General features: G+C 71.2%; 14 protein-coding genes. 2 read left to right on the top strand and 12 right to left on the bottom strand.

Going from position 1 to position 16100, the window contains the following annotated elements; translation table 11 throughout:
- Window positions 1-99: 99 nt before the first annotated feature.
- From trmD to proS, 6 genes are all read right to left on the bottom strand, one after another.
- Window positions 100-933: a tRNA (guanosine(37)-N1)-methyltransferase TrmD gene (gene trmD / locus ACFZDA_RS33550; RefSeq protein WP_391088941.1), complete on the bottom strand. Its 834-nt coding sequence runs from the start codon at window positions 931-933 to the stop codon at window positions 100-102.
- A complete protein-coding gene (rimM, locus tag ACFZDA_RS33545) occupies window positions 933-1529 on the bottom strand; it encodes a ribosome maturation factor RimM (protein ID WP_391088940.1) in 597 nt (198 codons plus the stop codon). Before rimM ends, trmD begins: the two co-directional genes overlap by 1 nt.
- A gap of 81 nt (window positions 1530-1610) precedes the next feature.
- On the bottom strand, window positions 1611-1850 hold the full coding sequence (locus ACFZDA_RS33540; protein ID WP_003973401.1) for an RNA-binding protein: 240 nt from the start codon (window positions 1848-1850) through the stop codon (window positions 1611-1613).
- A 2-nt stretch (window positions 1851-1852) separates the two neighbouring features.
- Window positions 1853-2272, bottom strand: coding sequence for a 30S ribosomal protein S16 (rpsP, locus tag ACFZDA_RS33535; protein ID WP_391088938.1), 420 nt, complete (start codon window positions 2270-2272; stop codon window positions 1853-1855).
- A gap of 296 nt (window positions 2273-2568) precedes the next feature.
- Window positions 2569-3171, bottom strand: a complete 603-nt coding sequence (locus ACFZDA_RS33530) for a hypothetical protein (RefSeq protein WP_020270731.1) — start codon at window positions 3169-3171, stop codon at window positions 2569-2571.
- Between the two features lie 326 nt (window positions 3172-3497).
- The gene (proS, locus tag ACFZDA_RS33525; RefSeq protein ID WP_391088936.1) at window positions 3498-4913 is read right to left on the bottom strand and encodes a proline--tRNA ligase; all 1416 of its coding nucleotides are present in this window, start codon (window positions 4911-4913) and stop codon (window positions 3498-3500) included.
- 199 nt (window positions 4914-5112) lie between these two features.
- Between proS and ACFZDA_RS33520 the strand changes: the two genes are divergently transcribed.
- The gene (locus ACFZDA_RS33520) at window positions 5113-5967 is read left to right on the top strand and encodes a methyltransferase domain-containing protein (protein WP_391088934.1); all 855 of its coding nucleotides are present in this window, start codon (window positions 5113-5115) and stop codon (window positions 5965-5967) included.
- A gap of 88 nt (window positions 5968-6055) precedes the next feature.
- Here the strand turns inward: ACFZDA_RS33520 and ffh are convergent, their stop codons facing one another.
- The 5 genes from ffh to ACFZDA_RS33495 form a co-directional block, all read right to left on the bottom strand.
- Window positions 6056-7606: a signal recognition particle protein gene (ffh, locus tag ACFZDA_RS33515; protein ID WP_391088932.1), complete on the bottom strand. Its 1551-nt coding sequence runs from the start codon at window positions 7604-7606 to the stop codon at window positions 6056-6058.
- Window positions 7607-7689: 83 nt separating this feature from the next.
- Window positions 7690-10137, bottom strand: coding sequence for a [protein-PII] uridylyltransferase (locus ACFZDA_RS33510; RefSeq protein ID WP_391088930.1), 2448 nt, complete (start codon window positions 10135-10137; stop codon window positions 7690-7692).
- A 28-nt stretch (window positions 10138-10165) separates the two neighbouring features.
- Entirely contained in the window at window positions 10166-10504 is a 339-nt protein-coding gene (locus ACFZDA_RS33505) for a P-II family nitrogen regulator (RefSeq protein ID WP_086560046.1), read from the bottom strand.
- A complete protein-coding gene (locus ACFZDA_RS33500) occupies window positions 10501-11844 on the bottom strand; it encodes an ammonium transporter (protein WP_391088928.1) in 1344 nt (447 codons plus the stop codon). The genes ACFZDA_RS33505 and ACFZDA_RS33500 overlap by 4 nt, the downstream gene beginning before the upstream one ends.
- 339 nt (window positions 11845-12183) lie before the next feature.
- Window positions 12184-13677 (bottom strand): hypothetical protein, encoded by a 1494-nt coding sequence (locus ACFZDA_RS33495; protein WP_391088926.1) that lies wholly within the window; start codon window positions 13675-13677, stop codon window positions 12184-12186.
- Window positions 13678-14122: 445 nt separating this feature from the next.
- On the opposite strand from ACFZDA_RS33495, the gene ACFZDA_RS33490 reads away from it, so the two are divergent.
- Window positions 14123-14788: a bifunctional DNA primase/polymerase gene (locus tag ACFZDA_RS33490; protein ID WP_391088924.1), complete on the top strand. Its 666-nt coding sequence runs from the start codon at window positions 14123-14125 to the stop codon at window positions 14786-14788.
- Window positions 14789-14898: 110 nt separating this feature from the next.
- Here ACFZDA_RS33490 and ftsY read toward each other — a convergent pair whose 3' ends face one another.
- Window positions 14899-16098 carry a signal recognition particle-docking protein FtsY gene (ftsY, locus tag ACFZDA_RS33485; protein WP_391088922.1) on the bottom strand — a complete coding sequence of 400 codons (1200 nt, stop codon included), beginning with the start codon at window positions 16096-16098 and terminating at the stop codon, window positions 14899-14901.
- Between the last annotated feature and the right edge of the window lie 2 nt (window positions 16099-16100).

Raw genomic sequence — 16100 nt, 5'->3', positions numbered from 1 at the left:
ACGGAAACTAGGTGTTCTGGATCAGGGGTGTGCGGGTCGGGGCGGGCGTCGTCTCCCCCTGTGGCAGGGGCGCGCGCCGGACGGACGCACAACAGCTCGCTATTCTTCCACGCTCTCGGTCCTGCGCCAAAATCGGCCGTACGGCTCCCCCTCGGGGTCCGGTGCCCAGCCCAGGATGGACAGCATCTCGCGGTCCTTCTTGTCGAAGGCCTTGGGGTCGCACCGCTCGATGAGGTCGGGCCGGTGGGCCGTCGTGCGCTTCAGGGCCTCGTCCCGCCGCCAGCGGGCGATCTTCCCGTGGTGGCCGCTGAGCAGCACGTCGGGGATGTCCCGGCCGCGCCACTCGGGCGGCTTGGTGTAGACGGGCCCCTCCAGCAGGCTCGCCATGGCGCCGGGCGCGAAGGAGTCGTCCCGGTGGGACTCGGCGTTGCCCAGGACGCCGGGCAGCAGCCGCGCCACGGCCTCCGTGACGACGAGGACGGCCGCCTCGCCGCCGGCCAGGACGTAGTCGCCGATGGACACCTCGTACACCGGCATCCGCGTCGCGTACTCCTCGACGACGCGCCGGTCGATGCCCTCGTAGCGGGCCGGCGTGAAGATCAGCCAGGGCCGCTCGGAGAGGTGGACGGCGAGCTCCTGGGTGAAGGGGCGGCCGCTGGGCGTGGGCACGATGAGGGCGGGCGCGTGGGAGCCGGTCTCGTAGCCGTCGGCCAGGACGGAGTCCAGCGCCTCGCCCCAGGGCTCGGTCTTCATGACCATGCCGGGACCGCCGCCGTAGGGCGTGTCGTCGACGGTGTTGTGGCGGTCATGGGTCCAGGAGCGCAGGTCGTGGACGTGCACGTTCAGCTGTCCACGCGCGCGTGCCTTGCCGACGAGGGAGACGTTGAGCGGTTCCAGGTACTCGGGGAAGATCGTGACGACGTCGAGGCGCATTACGGCTCTTCCCCGCGGGCGGTCTCTTCCCCGCCGGCGGTCTCTTCCCCGCGGGCGGTCTCTTCGCGGCTGGACGCGATCTCCGCGCGGTCGTCGATCAGGCCCGGCGGCGGGGTGATGACGGCCTTCTGCTCCGCCAGGTCGATCTCGGCGACGATCTCCTCGACGAAGGGGATCAGCACCTCGCTGCCGTCGGGGCGCTCAACGATGAACAGGTCCTGGGTGGGCAGGTGCGAGATCTCCGTGATCCGCCCGACCTCCGTGCCGTCCGCGGTGACCACGTCGAGGTCGATGAGCTGGTGGTCGTAGTACTCGTCCTCGCCCTCGGGCAGTTCCTCCGGGTCGATCTCGGCGATCAGGAGGGTGTTGCGCAGGGCTTCGGCGCCGGTGCGGTCGCTGACGCCCTCGAAGCGCAGCAGGAGACGGCCGCTGTGGACGCGGCCCGTCTCGATGGTGAGCGGTCCCGCGGTGGCGGGATCGGTGGCGAGTACGGCGCCGGGGGCGAGCCTGAGCTCAGGCTCGTCCGTCCGCACCTCGACGGTGACCTCGCCCTTGATGCCATGGGCGCGGCCGATCCGTGCGACTACCAACTGCACGTGTCCAGTCTCCTGTCATACGACTGCGGGCCGGGGACGGCCCGCAGGCCGTCCCCGGCCCGAGCCGGTTGCATTGCAGCGTCAGCGGACGTGGTCCACGTCGACGAGGTCGACGCGGACACCGCGACCGCCGATGGCGCCCACGACGGTACGCAGGGCGCGAGCGGTGCGGCCGTTGCGGCCGATCACCTTGCCGAGGTCGTCCGGGTGGACCCGGACCTCGAGCACCCGCCCGCGGCGCAGGTTGCGCGAGGCGACCTGCACATCGTCAGGGTTGTCGACGATGCCCTTCACGAGGTGCTCGAGAGCCTCCTCGAGCATGCTCAGGCCTCGGTCGAAGCGGACTCGGCGGCGGCCTCGTCCTTCTTCTCAGCCTTCTTCTTCTGGGTGATCGCCTCACCCTTACCCTCGTCGTCACCGCCGAGAGCCTCGAACGACGGGCGCGCGGCCTTCTCGGGCGCCGTCAGCAGCGGAGCCGGGGCGGGCTCGCCCTTGAACTTCTGCCAGTCGCCGGTCTTCTTGAGGATGGCCATCACGGGCTCGGTCGGCTGGGCGCCGACACCGAGCCAGTACGCCACACGCTCGGCGTCGACCTCGATCACCGACGGGTTGTACGTCGGGTGGTACTTGCCGATCTCCTCGATCGCACGACCGTCACGACGGGTACGGGAGTCGGCGACGACGATGCGGTAGTGAGGCGAACGGATCTTGCCCAGACGCTTCAGCTTGATCTTGACTGCCACGGGAGTGGGTTCTCCTGGTTTTGACGTGGTTGGGCACGGCGAGAGAAGCCGCGTGGGGTTGCGGTACCCGAGTGCCCGATGGACGCGTCAGCCGGAGGAGAGAGGGGTCCTGTGCGGCTGTCGAGTACAGCTAGCCATTGTGCCACACCCTGCCGGGCGGCTTTGACCGCGGGGTTCGCCACCGTGCGGGCAGGCCGAGGGGGCACCCGGCGTGGAGGTGAGGTACGTCGGGTGCCCTGTCCGGCGGTGGCGGGGTGCTGTCCCGACCGGCAGCCACGAGATGCCGGTGGTGGACGTCAGCCGGCCACGGCCCCCACCACGTCCGGGATGCGGAACGGCTTGCCGCAGCCGCCGCAGACGATCGGCGCCTGGGCGAGGACCGACGGCACGACGCGTACGTTGCGGCCGCAGTCGCAGACCGCCTTGACGCGGACGCCGCCGCCGGAGGAGCCGTGCCGGGCGGCCGGGCCCCGGAAGGTGCGGGAGGTGTCGGAGGAGGTCGCGGCCGTGTGGGCCTTGAGGGCGCGCTGGAGGCGCTCCATCGTCGGGCGGTAGCGGCGCTTCGCCTCGGGGGTGAGCGTGACCAGGGAGAAGCCGCTGCTGGGGTGCGGTTCCTCGGGGTGGTCCAGGCCCAGCTCCTCGGCGATCGCGAGGAATCTGCGGTTGTGGTAGCGGCCGGCGCGGGAGGTGTCGCGGACGCCGCGGGCGGCGGCGATGCCATGGACTGCCTCATGGAGCAGTCGCTCGAAGGAGAGTTCGTGCCCGCACGCGGACGACGACTCCCCGATCAGGGACTCTGGCGCGGCAAGGTCGGGCAGCTCGGGGTGGTACCGCTGAATATCGGCCCACGCCTGTGCCAGCTCTGCGGCGAGAACAGGTGGTGTCTGTGTCGTGCTCACGTAATGACAACGAGCCGGAGTGCCCCGGTGTTCCGATTCCGGGGCATCCCAAATAATTTGCACGTACCCGTCAGTTGCCTCTGATGCGTCCCGACGAGGGCGGGTGCGCTGATCTGTGGAGAAGCCTCACAGCTCACCACAAGGTGGTGCGTAGTCCCGCGTACGCCCGCCCGTCTCCCGCCACCACCCTCGGCCGAGGCCCTTCGGGCCGCCCCTCCCGTTCGGCGCGTAGAGCATGTCTGCACGCCGGGGCAACAGGGGTCCGCGGTTGCGCAAGAGGCGTTTCGGTCGCCTTGCGCCCCACTCGGTGAGCGCGTGGGCCCCACTCAGTAAGCGCGCGCGACGATCGCGACGTTACCGGGTGCGTCGTCGGCGTCCGGCACCGACCCGTCCTCGGCGACCAGACACCGTACGGTCACCGCGTGATCGGCCAGCTTGGCCTCGCCCTCCTCGCCGAGCACCGCCCACGGGATGCGCGCCCAGCCGCCGGCGCCCGTGACCTCGACCGCCTCGTCGATCGTCGAGACCTCGGTGGTACGGGACTCGCGGCGCTCCCGGGACTGCGTCAGCAGCAGGGCCTGGTCTTCTTCGAGGACCTGCGGCAGCAGCGACGCCAGGGCGTCCAGCACGACCGGCTCCTTGCCGCCCGGGATGCGGCGGGCCAGCATCGCGGTGCCGTTCTCCAGGTCGCGCGGGCCGATCTCGATCCGGACCGGCACGCCCTTGAGCTCCCAGTCGACGGCGCGGCGGCCGAAGGGGGTGTCGGTACGGTCGTCCACCTGGACGCGGACCCCGGCCGCCTTCAGCCGGTCGCCGAGCTCGCGGACCTTGGCCAGAACCGCCTCGTCGCCCTTGATCGCGAGCACCACGGCCTGGGTCTGCGCCAGCCGCGGCGGGACGCGCAGGCCGTTGTCGTCGCCGTGCATCATCACCAGGGCGCCGATCATGCGGGTGGTGGAACCCCAGGAGGTCTGCCAGACCAGCTCCTGCTTGCCGTCCTTCGACAGGTACTGCGTGTTGAAGGCCCTGGCGAAGTTCTGGCCCAGTTCGTGGCTGGTGGCCATCTGGAGGGCCTTGCCGTCGCCCATCATGCCTTCGAGCGTGAGGGTGTTGACGGCGCCGGCGAACCGCTCCCTGACGGTCTTGCGGCCGGGGACGACGTCCATCGCGAGGACGTTCACCATGAAGTCCTCGTAGACCCGCCGGTGAATGTGCGCGGCGAAATCACGCGCCTCCTCGTAGGTGGCGTGCGCGGTGTGGCCCTCCTGCCAGAGGAACTCGGTGGTGCGCAGGAACAGACGGGGCCGCAGCTCCCAGCGCACGACATTCGCCCACTGGTTGATGAGGAGAGGCAGGTCGCGGTAGCTCTGCACCCACTTCGAGAAGGAGGCGTTGATGATCATCTCGGAGGTGGGCCGGACCACGGCGGGCTCTTCGAGTTCCTTGCCGCCGCCGTGCGTGACCACGGCCAGCTCGGGCGCGAAGCCCTCGACGTGGTCCGCCTCGCGCGTGAGGTACGACTGCGGGATCAGGAGCGGGAAGTACGCGTTCTGGGTGCCCGTCTCCTTGATGCGGGCGTCCATCTCGGCCTGCATCCGCTCCCACAGCCCGTATCCGTACGGTCGGATGACCATGGTGCCGCGCACCGGACCGTTGTCCGCGAGCTCCGCCTTGGTGATCAAGTCCTGGTACCAGCGCGGGAAATCGTCCGCCTGGGGCGTGAGAACGGGTGCCTTGGCCATGCCGGGATCGTACGGGCTCACGTTGCCGGAATGTGAAATCTCGCCATAGGCACATGACAACTCATATGCCGGGGCGCATTCCACTGGACGACAGGTCGAGGGGGGAGTTTCCTGGCATACGGGGGTAGTGCGAGCGCACTGTCACGGGGGCCATGGAATCGGGCAAGAGGCAACTCTCGGCGGATTGGGGCGCTTACTTATGACACCTACGCTCGTGCGGCAGCACCTGCCTCACGCGGGGTCCGCACCCCGCGTGGACCTGCGTGCACGCGCGCGTGACTGGTCCGAAATCCAGGAGCGGATGCTCGTGCCGCTCTACGAGGCCGTCTACGAGCGACTGGACGTGGGTCCTGCGACGCGGCTGCTCGGCCTCGGCTGCGGTTCCGGACTCGCCCTGCTGATGGCCGCCGCCCGGGGAGCGGCGGTCACCGGTGTCGACGCTTCCCCCGAAAGAATGGCCCTCGCACGGGAGCGGCTGCTGCCCGAGGGCGGGGCCACGCAGGCGCGTGCGGGCAACCGGCTGGTCGACGGCTCCCCCCGGGACACGGCGGAGCCGGGCGCTCCGGCGTACACCCTGGTGACCGCCTTCGAGCCGATCGGGTGCCTGGCGGGCGACCCGGAGGGGCTGGGCGGGCTGCTCGCGGAGGCGACGCCGCTGGCGGCGCGCGGAGCGGCCGTGGTGCTGGCCGGCTGGGGCCCGCCGGAGCGGTGCGCCACGACGTCCGTGCTGCGGGTCGCCACCAAGCTGGCGGAGCCGCTGCGCAGCACGGGCAGCTGGCGCCCCGCTCTCCGTGACGACCTGGAGGACGTCGCCCAGCGGGCCGGTCTCAGGCCGGACGGGTCCGGGCGGGTGGCGTGCCCCTTCGGATACGCCGATGTGGACAGCGCGGTACGCGGGCTCAAGTCGACGGGGCTGTTCGACGCGGCGATCACGGCGACGGACCAGGTGCAGGTGGACAAGGAGCTGACCGAGGCGCTGCATCCGCACCGGCGGCCGGACGGGACGGTGTGGATGCCGAACGTGTTCCGGTATCTGATCGCCCGGACGCCGTGACGAACAGATCTTGAGTGCAGGTGTGCACACGTCTGAGGGCGCCCCCTTGTCTCAAAGGGGCGCCCTCAGTGTCGTGCGGTACGGGTCGTCAGCCCATGAACTTCTTGAACTCGTCGGGGAGTTCGAAGTCCTTGGCGCCCTGCTGCGGCAGCCCGAAGGCGTTGCCGCCCTCGGCGGCGGCCGCGCGCCGGGCCGCGGCCTCCTGCTCCTGCTGCTTGCGCTTCATCGGGTTGCCGGAGCGCTGCTTGCCCTTGGCCTGCTTCTGCTTCTTCTTCGTCCGGCCGGGTCCGCCGCCCATGCCCGGCATCCCGGGCATCCCCGGCATACCGCCGCCCTGGGCCATGCGGGACATCATCTTGCGGGCCTCGAAGAACCGCTCGACCAGGTTCTTCACCGCGCTGACGTCGACCCCGGAACCCCGCGCGATACGGGCGCGGCGCGAGCCGTTGATGATCGTCGGCTCCTGGCGCTCGGCCGGGGTCATCGACTTGATGATGGCGGCCGTGCGGTCGACGTCCCGCTCGTCCAGGTTGTTGATCTGGTCCTTCATCTGGCCCATGCCCGGCAGCATGCCGAGCAGCTTGGAGATGGAGCCCATCTTCCTGACCTGCTCCATCTGGGCCAGGAAGTCGTCGAGGGTGAAGTCCTGGCCCTTCTTGGAGGCCAGCTTCTCGGCCATCTTCTGGGCTTCGGCCTGGTCGAAGGTCTTCTCCGCCTGCTCGATCAGGGTGAGCAGGTCACCCATGTCGAGGATGCGGGAGGCCATCCGGTCCGGGTGGAAGGCGTCGAAGTCGTCGAGCTTCTCGCCGTTCGACGCGAACATGATCGGCTTGCCGGTGATCTGCCGGATCGACAGGGCCGCACCACCGCGGGCGTCGCCATCGAGCTTGGAGAGCACCACGCCGTCGAAGCCGACGCCGTCACGGAAGGCCTCGGCGGTGTTGACGGCGTCCTGACCGATCATCGCGTCGACGACGAACAGGATCTCGTCGGGGCTGACCGCGTCCCGGATGTCCGCGGCCTGCTGCATCATCTCCTGATCGATGCCCAGGCGGCCGGCGGTGTCCACGATCACGATGTCGTGAACCTTGGACTTGGCGAACTCGATGGAGTCCTTGGCGACCTTGACCGGGTCACCGACGCCGTTGCCGGGCTCCGGCGCGTAGACGCTGACGCCCGCGCGCTCGGCGACGACGCTGAGCTGGTTCACGGCGTTCGGGCGCTGGAGGTCACAGGCGACCAGCAGCGGCGAGTGGCCCTGCTCCTTCAGCCAGCGGCCGAGCTTGCCCGCGAGGGTGGTCTTACCGGCACCCTGCAGACCCGCCAGCATGATCACGGTGGGCGGCTGCTTGGCGAACCGCAGACGCCGGGTCTCGCCGCCGAGGATGGTGACCAGTTCGTCGTTGACGATCTTGAGCACCTGCTGGGCCGGGTTCAGCGCCCGGGAGACCTCGGCGCCGAGCGCGCGCTCCTTGACGTTCTTGATGAACGTACGGACGACCGGCAGCGCCACGTCCGCCTCGAGGAGCGCGATCCGGATCTCGCGCGCCGTGGCGTCGATGTCCGCCTCGGAGAGCCGTCCCTTGCCGCGCAGGTTCTTGAAGGTCGCTGAGAGGCGATCGGAAAGAGTATCGAACACGGCGCTCGCGGTCCTCGGGGTCGGAGACAGACTGGGGAATCGCCCTCCAGGGTATCCCGGCGTGACAAGTCGCCGGGTCGCCCTCACCCACGCAGTGTCTCCTCCAGCTTCCGCGCCACCGACTCGGCCTCGTCACCGGGCAGCGGCGCGCCCTGCGGACCGGTCACGTAGAAGGCGTCGACGGCGTTCGCGCCGAGCGTCGAGACGTGCGCGCTGCGCACCAGCACGCTCGCGTCCTCCAGGGCCCGGCCGATGCGGAACAGCAGGCCCGGGGCGTCCTGGGACCGGACCTCGATGACGGTGGCCAGCCGGGAGGCGGCCGGGTGGACCGACACCCGGGGTGGCGGGGCCACCACGCCCCGGCGGCGCGGATAGGCCGCGTCCCGTTCGGCGAGGCGGCCGGCGATGTCCAGGGAGCCGTCCAGCGCCCGCACGAGGTCGGCGCGCAGGCGGGCGGCCTGCGGCAGGGATCCGTACTCGGCGGCGACCCGCCAGTCCAGCAGCAGGACGGAGCCGTCGACGCCGTCCGGCAGGGTCAGGGACCGCAGTTCCGCCGTCCGTACGGTCAGCCGGTGCATGGCGAGAACACCGGCCACCGCGGGCAGCACACCCGGCTGGTCGGGGACGGCGATGAGCAGTTCCACGCCGAGCGGCTCGGGGTCGCCGGAGGGTTCCTGCCCGGCGGGCGGTTCGGTCTGGGCCCGCAGGGAGAGGACCGGGCTGCCCGTCGCGACCGCCTCGATGGCGAGCCGCTCCTGCTCGGCGGTGGGCGCGGCGTCCTCCGGATCGTCCGGGGCGTCCCCGGCGAGCACCGCCGAGACCCGCTCGACCAGGTCGGCGACGAGCGAACCGCGCCAGGACGACCACGCGGCCGGACCGGTGGCCAGGGCGTCGGCCTCGGTGAGCGCGTGCAGCAGTTCCAGGGTGCTCTGTGAGCCGACGGCCTCGGCGACCGAGCGCACGGTGGCCGGGTCCTCCAGGTCGCGCCGGGTGGCCGTCTCGACGAGCAGCAGGTGGTGCCGCACGAGGGTGGCGACGACCGTCACGTCGTGGCGGTCGAAGCCGATGCGGGCGGCCACGTCCTTGGCGATGATCTCGCCCGCCACCGAGTGGTCGCCGGGCCAGCCCTTGCCGATGTCGTGCAGCAGCGCGGCGACCAGCAGCAGGTCGGGGCGGCTGACGCGGCGGGTGAACTCGGAGGCGCGCACGGCGGTCTCGATGAGGTGCCGGTCGACGGTCCACAGATGCACGGCGTTGCGCTGCGGGCGGCAGCGCACCCGCTCCCAGTCGGGCAGCAGCCGGGTGATCAGCCCCTCGGCCTCCAGTGCCTCCCAGACCTCGATGGTCGGGCGGCCGGAGCCGAGCAGGGTGACGAGCTGCTCGCGGGCCTCGGCGGGCCAGGGCGTGGGCACCGGGCGCGTGGTGGCCGCCATGCGCCGTACGGCGTGCAGGGAGAGCGGGAGTCCGGCCTGGGCGGCGGCCGCCGCGGCGCGCAGCGGCAGCACGGGGTCGCGCTCGGGGCGTGCGGCGCGGGCGAGCACCACCTCGCCGTCCTGCTCCACCACGCCTTCGGCCAGCGGGGACCGCTCGGCGGTCGGCTTTCCGCCGCCCAGCATGGCGCGCAGCCGGGGCCGCACGGCGCGCGACCGCAGCACGCGCCCCACCTCACGCCAGGTGACATCACTGGCGTACGAGATGAGCCGCGCCGCCTCGTACACCTGCCGCAGCAGCGTGTCCGCGTCGAGCAGGCCGAGCTCGGCGGCCACCTGGTCCTGCTCCTGGAGGGCGAGCCGGTCGGTGGCCCGCCCGGTGACCAGATGCAGCGCGTCCCGTACGTCGAGGAGCCGGCGCCGGGCGTCGGCGAGGCCCTCCCGCGGGGCGTCGGCCAGCCAGGAGGCGGCGACGGCGCGCAGCGCGGTGGCGTCGCGCAGCCCGCCGCGGGCCTCCTTCAGGTCGGGTTCCAGGAGGTACTGCAACTCGCCCTGGCGCTCGGCGCGTTCGGCGCACAGTTCCTGGAGTTCGGGGAGGCGTTTGGGTGCCTGGTTGCGCCAGTCGGCCAGCACGGCCGTACGCAGCCCGGCGGTGAGGCCGAGGTCACCGGCGATGTGCCGGGCGTCCAGCAGGCCGAGCTGGACCTTGAGGTCCTCCCCGGCGGTCTTGCGGGCCTCGGCGGGCGTGCGGACGGAGTGGTCGAGGGCCAGGCCCAGGTCCCACACCGGGTACCAGAGCCGGTCGGCGAGGGCGGCGACCGCCTTGGCGTCGCTGCCGTCGTGCAGCAGGAGCAGGTCGAGGTCGCTGCGCGGGGAGAGCTCGCCGCGTCCGTAGCCGCCGACGGCGATCAGGGAGGCCCCGCGCAGCCCTTCCGCGCCCGCGGCGAACAGGCCGGTGAGCCAGTCGTCCGTGAGGTCGGCCAGGGCCGCACGGCGCGGCGGCCCGGACCGCGCCTCCTCGGTGAGGAGACGCAGCCGGGCCGCCGCGTAGCCGCTGGGTCCCGAGTCCTCTGCTTCCTTCTGCACGTCCGTACCCGTCACCCAGCGACTCCTGTTCTGTTTGCCTGCCTCAGAGCGCGTCGGGGCCGCGCTCGCCGGTCCGGACCCGTACGGCCGTGTCGACGGGGATGGACCAGACCTTGCCGTCACCGATCTTGCCGGTACGGGCCGCCTTGACCACGACGTCGATCAGCTGCTCGGCGTCGTCGTCCTCGACCAGGACCTCGATGCGGATCTTGGGGACCAGGTCGACCGTGTACTCGGCCCCACGGTAGACCTCGGTGTGGCCCCGCTGACGACCGTAGCCGCTGGCCTCGGTGACCGTCAGGCCGTGCACTCCGAAGCTCTGGAGGGCTTCCTTGATCTCGTCGAGCCGGTGCGGCTTCACGACGGCGGTGATGAGCTTCATGCGTCCACCTTCTTGCTCTCGGCTCCGGCCACGGCGGCCGCGACGGCGGCGGTCTTGGCGGCACCGCCACCGGCGCCGCTGAAGTCGTATGCGGTCTCGGCGTGCTCGGCCTGGTCGATGCCGGCGATCTCGTCGTCCTCGGGGACCCGCATACCCATGGTCTTGTCGAGGATGAAGGCGAGGATCGCGGAGACGATCAGCGAGTAGGCGAGCACCGCGAAGACACCGGCGCACTGCTTCCAGAACTGGGTCAGGCCGCCGCCGTAGAAGAGGCCCGCGACGTCGGACTGGCCGTGGCCGCTGGCGAAGAAGCCGATCAGCAGGGAGCCGACGACACCGCCGACCAGGTGGACGCCGACGACGTCGAGCGAGTCGTCGTAGCCGAACTTGTACTTCAGGCCGACGGCCATGGCACACAGCACACCGGCGATGACGCCGACGGCGATCGCGCCGAGCGGGCTGACCGCACCGCCGGACGGGGTGATGGCGACCAGACCGGCGACCGCGCCCGAGGCGGCGCCCAGCGTGGTGAACGTGCCGTGGCGGATCTTCTCGTAGGCGAGCCAGGCCAGCATGGCGGCGGCGGTGGCGACCTGCGTGTTGACGAACATCAGCGCGCCGACGCCGTCGTCGTTGCCGAGCCACGAGCCGGCGTTGAAGCCGAACCAGCCGAACCACAGCAGACCGGAACCGAGCATGACCAGCGGCAGGCTGTGCGGGCGCATCGGGTCCCGCTTGAAGCCGACGCGCTTGCCGATGACCAGGATCACGCCGAGCGCGGCGGCACCGGCGTTGATGTGGACCGCCGTTCCACCGGCGAAGTCGATCACACCCAGCTCGAAGGCCCAGCCGCCGGCGCCCCAGACCCAGTGCGCGACCGGGAAGTAGACGACCGTGGCCCACAGGGTGATGAACAGCGCCCACGCGCTGAACTTCACGCGGTCGGCGAGGGCACCGCTGATCAGGGCGGGCGTGATGATCGCGAACATCAGCTGGAAGACCATGAACACGAAGATCGGGATGGTGTAGCCGTCCCACAGCTGGGTCAGGCCGATGTTGCTGAGGCCGAGCCAGTCGGAGTTCCAGCCGATGAGGCTGCCGGAGTCGGTGCCGAACGCCATGGAGAAGCCGTACAGCACCCACAGGATGGTGACGATCCCGAGGCTGATGAAACTCATCATCAGCATGTTCAGGGTGCTCTTGACGCGGACCATGCCTCCGTAGAAGAAGGCCAGGCCCGGAGTCATGAGCATCACCAGGGCGGAACAGATGAGCATGAACCCTGTGTTGGCGGCAGACAGCTTGGGAGCTTCTGCGGCAAGGGTGATGGCTGGTGCCATCGGCGTCTCCTCGTCATTGGTACGGCCCCGTGCGGGCGAAGCCTCGAGCGGAATGAGGGGTGGGCCGGTTATGCGCCACGAGATTGGCGCAGCGCGGTTTCGGTGGAAGCCCCTCGTTGTTTCGCCGCCGTGACGAAGGCGCTCTGTGTGTTACGCCTCGATGAACTGCCGGATTGCGGGCGCGTCGATCGTTATCGTGACGCAATCTTCCGCGAGGAAGCAGGTCCGGCCGCGGTCGGCCTTCCGATGACCTGGCATGGGGGAGCCGAGTCGGGCGGTTCGGGAGGGCCGGCCGCGGCCGGGGTTCAAGGGTGGGACGGGTTTTCGCGGGATCGCAGCTCAGACCGCCTCGGCCGTCTCGGGCAGCTCGGCTGCGAGCCGCTCCGTGAGGTCGACGACCTCGCCGAGGTCACCGAAGTCGCGGGCGGCCGTGTCGACCGTCTTTCGGATACGAGTGTTGACCCGCTCGGAGCGGACCTTCTTGGCGACCTGCATGGCCTGGGAGGCGTGGACCGTGCACTGCTCGGGCTCGCGCTGGAGGAGGTTCACCGTGGCCATGCCGATCAGGTTCAGCGCGTACGACCGCTGGTGCTCGGCGTCCTCGGTGAAGAGCTCCACGGCCCGCTTCATCAGGGGCTCGGCCAGCGAGGCGTACGTCGGGCTGCGGCCGGCGACATAGGCCAGGTCGCGGTACGAGTGCGAGTTCTCGCCGTAGAGCTCGGCCTCGGAGAAGAAGCGGATCCAGTCGGGGTCGGGCTCGTCCCACTCGTCGGCCTCGGCGAAGGTGTCCTCGGCCATCCGCACCGCCCGCTTGCACTTGCCGGGCTGGCCCATGTTGGCGTAGGCGCGGGCCTCCATCGCATACAGCATCGACTGGGTGCGCGGGCTCGCGCAGTCCCGGCTGCCGTACTGCGCGAGGTGGATCAGCTCCAGGGCATCGTCGGGCCGGCCGAGGTGGATCATCTGCCGGCTCATGCTGGAGAGCACATACGAGCCGAGGGGCCGGTCACCGGCCTCCTTCGCGGCGTGCAGCGCGAGGACGAAGTACTTCTGGGCGGTCGGCTGGAGTCCGATGTCGTACGACATCCAGCCGGCCAGCTCGGCGAGTTCGGCGGCGACCTTGAACAGGCGCCGGGTGGTGGCCTCGGGCTGGGGTTCCTGGAGGAGGTCCGTCACCTCGTGGAGCTGGCCGACGACCGCCTTGCGGCGCAGGCCGCCGCCGCACTGGGCGTCCCACTGCCGGAACATCACGGTCGTGGACTCCAGGAGGTCCAGCTCCGGCTTGGAGAGCCGGCCGCGGGCCCGCCCCCCGGAGGCGCCGGCCGCGGGCTCCGGCTCGGAGCGCGGGGCCGGGGACGAGGGGACGAGCCAGCGCTGCATGGGCTCGATGAGGGCCGGGCCCGCGGACAGGACCAGCGAGCTCCCGAGGAAGCCGCGCCGCGCCAGCATCAGGTCGCTGCGCGAGAACTCGCTGAGCAGGGCCACGGTCTGCGGGCCCGTCCAGGGCAGGTCGACGCCGGTCGCGGAGGGTGACTGGCGCGCGGTGCGCAGCCCCAGGTCCTCGACGGAGACGACGACGCCGAAGCGCTCCGAGAACAACTCGGACAGGATCCTGGGGATCGGCTCGCGGGGGTTCTCTCCGTCGAGCCAGCGGCGCACGCGCGAGGTGTCCGTGGAGATGTGGTTGGCGCCCAGCTGGCGGGCCCGGCGGTTGACCTGGCGGGCGAGCTCGCCCTTGGACCAGCCGCTGCGCACGAACCAGGAGGTGAGCAGCTCGTTCGGGCGCTTGTCAGCGTGTGCAGCGTTTGTCCCGCTTCCGCCGTTGCCGCTCACTGGAACGCCCCCATCCCTGAGACCACTTGTCGCCGAGTGCGCCAAGCTCTATCAGCATGCCGGTTCGTACGGCCGTCCGTCCGGTTCTTGTCACCCTTCGAACGGAGTACCGACTTGCCTCCGGCATACCTACGAGCGCATATGCCCCCAGGACTCGTGCACACAAAGTAATCCTACGATCACCCGTCCAGCCACGGCTCACACGGAAACGCCACCATTCGCCACCCCTTCGAATGAACTCCCCTCCACACCACCGCGATTCACTTGACACAGCACAACCGGGAGCGGGGGCAGCGATGCACTCAGGGGCGCGTGTCGCCGGGCGCACCACCCTGGGCACTTCCGAGCGCGGCGTGAACCGGTCACCGCCGGGAAGGTGGAAACAGAGAGTCACGCATCGCGTCCGCAGCGTAACCACCGGCGCGTCGGACCCGTTGGAGGGGGCATGGGCTTCACGATCGGCATCAGCCGGGGTATGCGCGACATCCGGACCGGCTCCCGCCGCCGCAGCCGCACATCGGACGGCACGGCCGTGGCCGAGTACACCGGCCTGTGGGGCTGGGACGTGGTGCCCGGCGCCCGGGCCGCCGCGGGCGCCTGCTCCTGCGGCCGCCGTGACTGCCCGGCACCCGGCGCGCACCCGCTGGACTTCGGACCGGTGATCCCCGCCGGCGCGCCGCTGGACGACGTGACCGCGACCTGGGGCGAGTTCCCCGGCGCCTCGGTGATGCTGCCGGTCGGCCGGGCCTTCGACATCATCGAGGTGGCCGAACCCGCCGGCTGCCGCGCCCTCGCCCGGCTGGAGCGCATGGGCCTGCCCGTCGGCCCGGTCGCGGCCACTCCGGACGGCCGCGCCCACTTCTTCGTCGCCCCCGGCGCCGCCGCCGACCTGCCCGGCCTGCTCTACCGCATGGGCTGGGACGACCCGGCCGCCCTCGACCTGCGCGGCCTCGGCCCCGGCGCGCACATCACGGCACCGCCCTCCGACCGCGGCGGCCTCGGCCCGGTGCGCTGGCTGCGCTCCCCCGCCCTGGACTCGGCCTCCCGGCCGCCGGAGGCCCGCCTGGTGCTGGGCACGCTGGCGTATGTGGCACACCGTTCACGCGCCTAGGCGCGTCTCGGACGGACACGGCGAAGCGCCCGACCCGACGGTGTATCGGGGCGGGCGCTTCGTCACCGCATACGAGAGGCCAGATGCGGCTGCAGGGCAGATGCCGCAGCTCACTCTCCGATAAGAGCGTCAACGAACGCCTCCGGCTCGAACGGCGCCAGGTCGTCCGCGCCCTCGCCGAGCCCGACCAGCTTGACCGGGACGCCCAGCTCGCGCTGGACCGCGACCACGATGCCGCCCTTGGCCGTGCCGTCCAGCTTGGTGAGGACGATGCCGGTGATGTCGACGACCTCGGCGAAGACCCGGGCCTGGACCAGGCCGTTCTGGCCGGTGGTGGCGTCCAGGACGAGCAGCACCTCGTCCACCGGGGCCTGCTTCTCCACGACCCGCTTGACCTTGCCGAGCTCGTCCATGAGGCCGGTCTTGGTGTGCAGCCGGCCGGCGGTGTCGATGAGCACGACGTTCGCGCCCATCTCCTTGCCCTCCTTGACCGCGTCGAAGGCGACGGAGGCCGGGTCGCCGCCCTCCGGTCCGCGCACGGTGTGGGCGCCGACGCGCTCGCCCCAGGTCTGGAGCTGGTCGGCGGCGGCGGCCCGGAAGGTGTCGGCGGCGCCGAGCACGACGCTCTGGCCGTCGGCGACCAGGACACGGGCGAGCTTGCCGGTGGTGGTGGTCTTGCCGGTGCCGTTGACGCCGACGACCATCACGATGCCCGGCTTGCGGTCCTCCGGCTCGGTCTTGACCGCGCGGTCCATGTCCGGGCCGACCAGCGTGATCAGTTCCTCGCGCAGCAGGGTGCGCAGTTCGTCGGGGGTGCGGGTGCCGAGCACCTTCACGCGCTCGCGCAGGCGCTCGACCAGTTCCTGGGTGGGCTGCACGCCGACGTCGGCGGTGAGCAGCGTGTCCTCGATCTCCTCCCAGGTGTCCTCGTCGAGGTGCTCGCGCGACAGCAGGGTCAGCAGGCCCTTGCCGAGAGCGTTCTGCGAGCGGGAGAGCCGGGCCCGCAGCCGGACCAGACGGCCCGCGGTGGGCTCCGGGATCTCGATCTCGGGAGCCTCGGCGGGCGGCTCCTCGACGACGACCGGAGCCGAGCCGTCCGGGAGATCCACCTCCTCTATCGTGCGCCGCGGTTCCTCCCGCGGCGTCTCGGCCTCGTCGCCGACGTGCGGCTCGGCCGGTGGGGCGGTGATGTCGGGCGCTGCGGGCGGGGGCGGGGGCAGCTGCTTCTTGCGCCGGCTGCCGACGATGAGCCCGCCGAGCGCGCCGAGCACGACCACGGCGATGACTACAGCAAGGATGACGATGTCCATAA

It is taken from the genome of Streptomyces sp. NPDC007991 (assembly GCF_042958445.1).
Taxonomy (GTDB): Bacteria; Actinomycetota; Actinomycetes; order Streptomycetales; family Streptomycetaceae; genus Streptomyces.
Note: the sequence above shows the minus strand (reverse complement) of the source record. Positions and strands in the feature narration are given on the sequence as shown.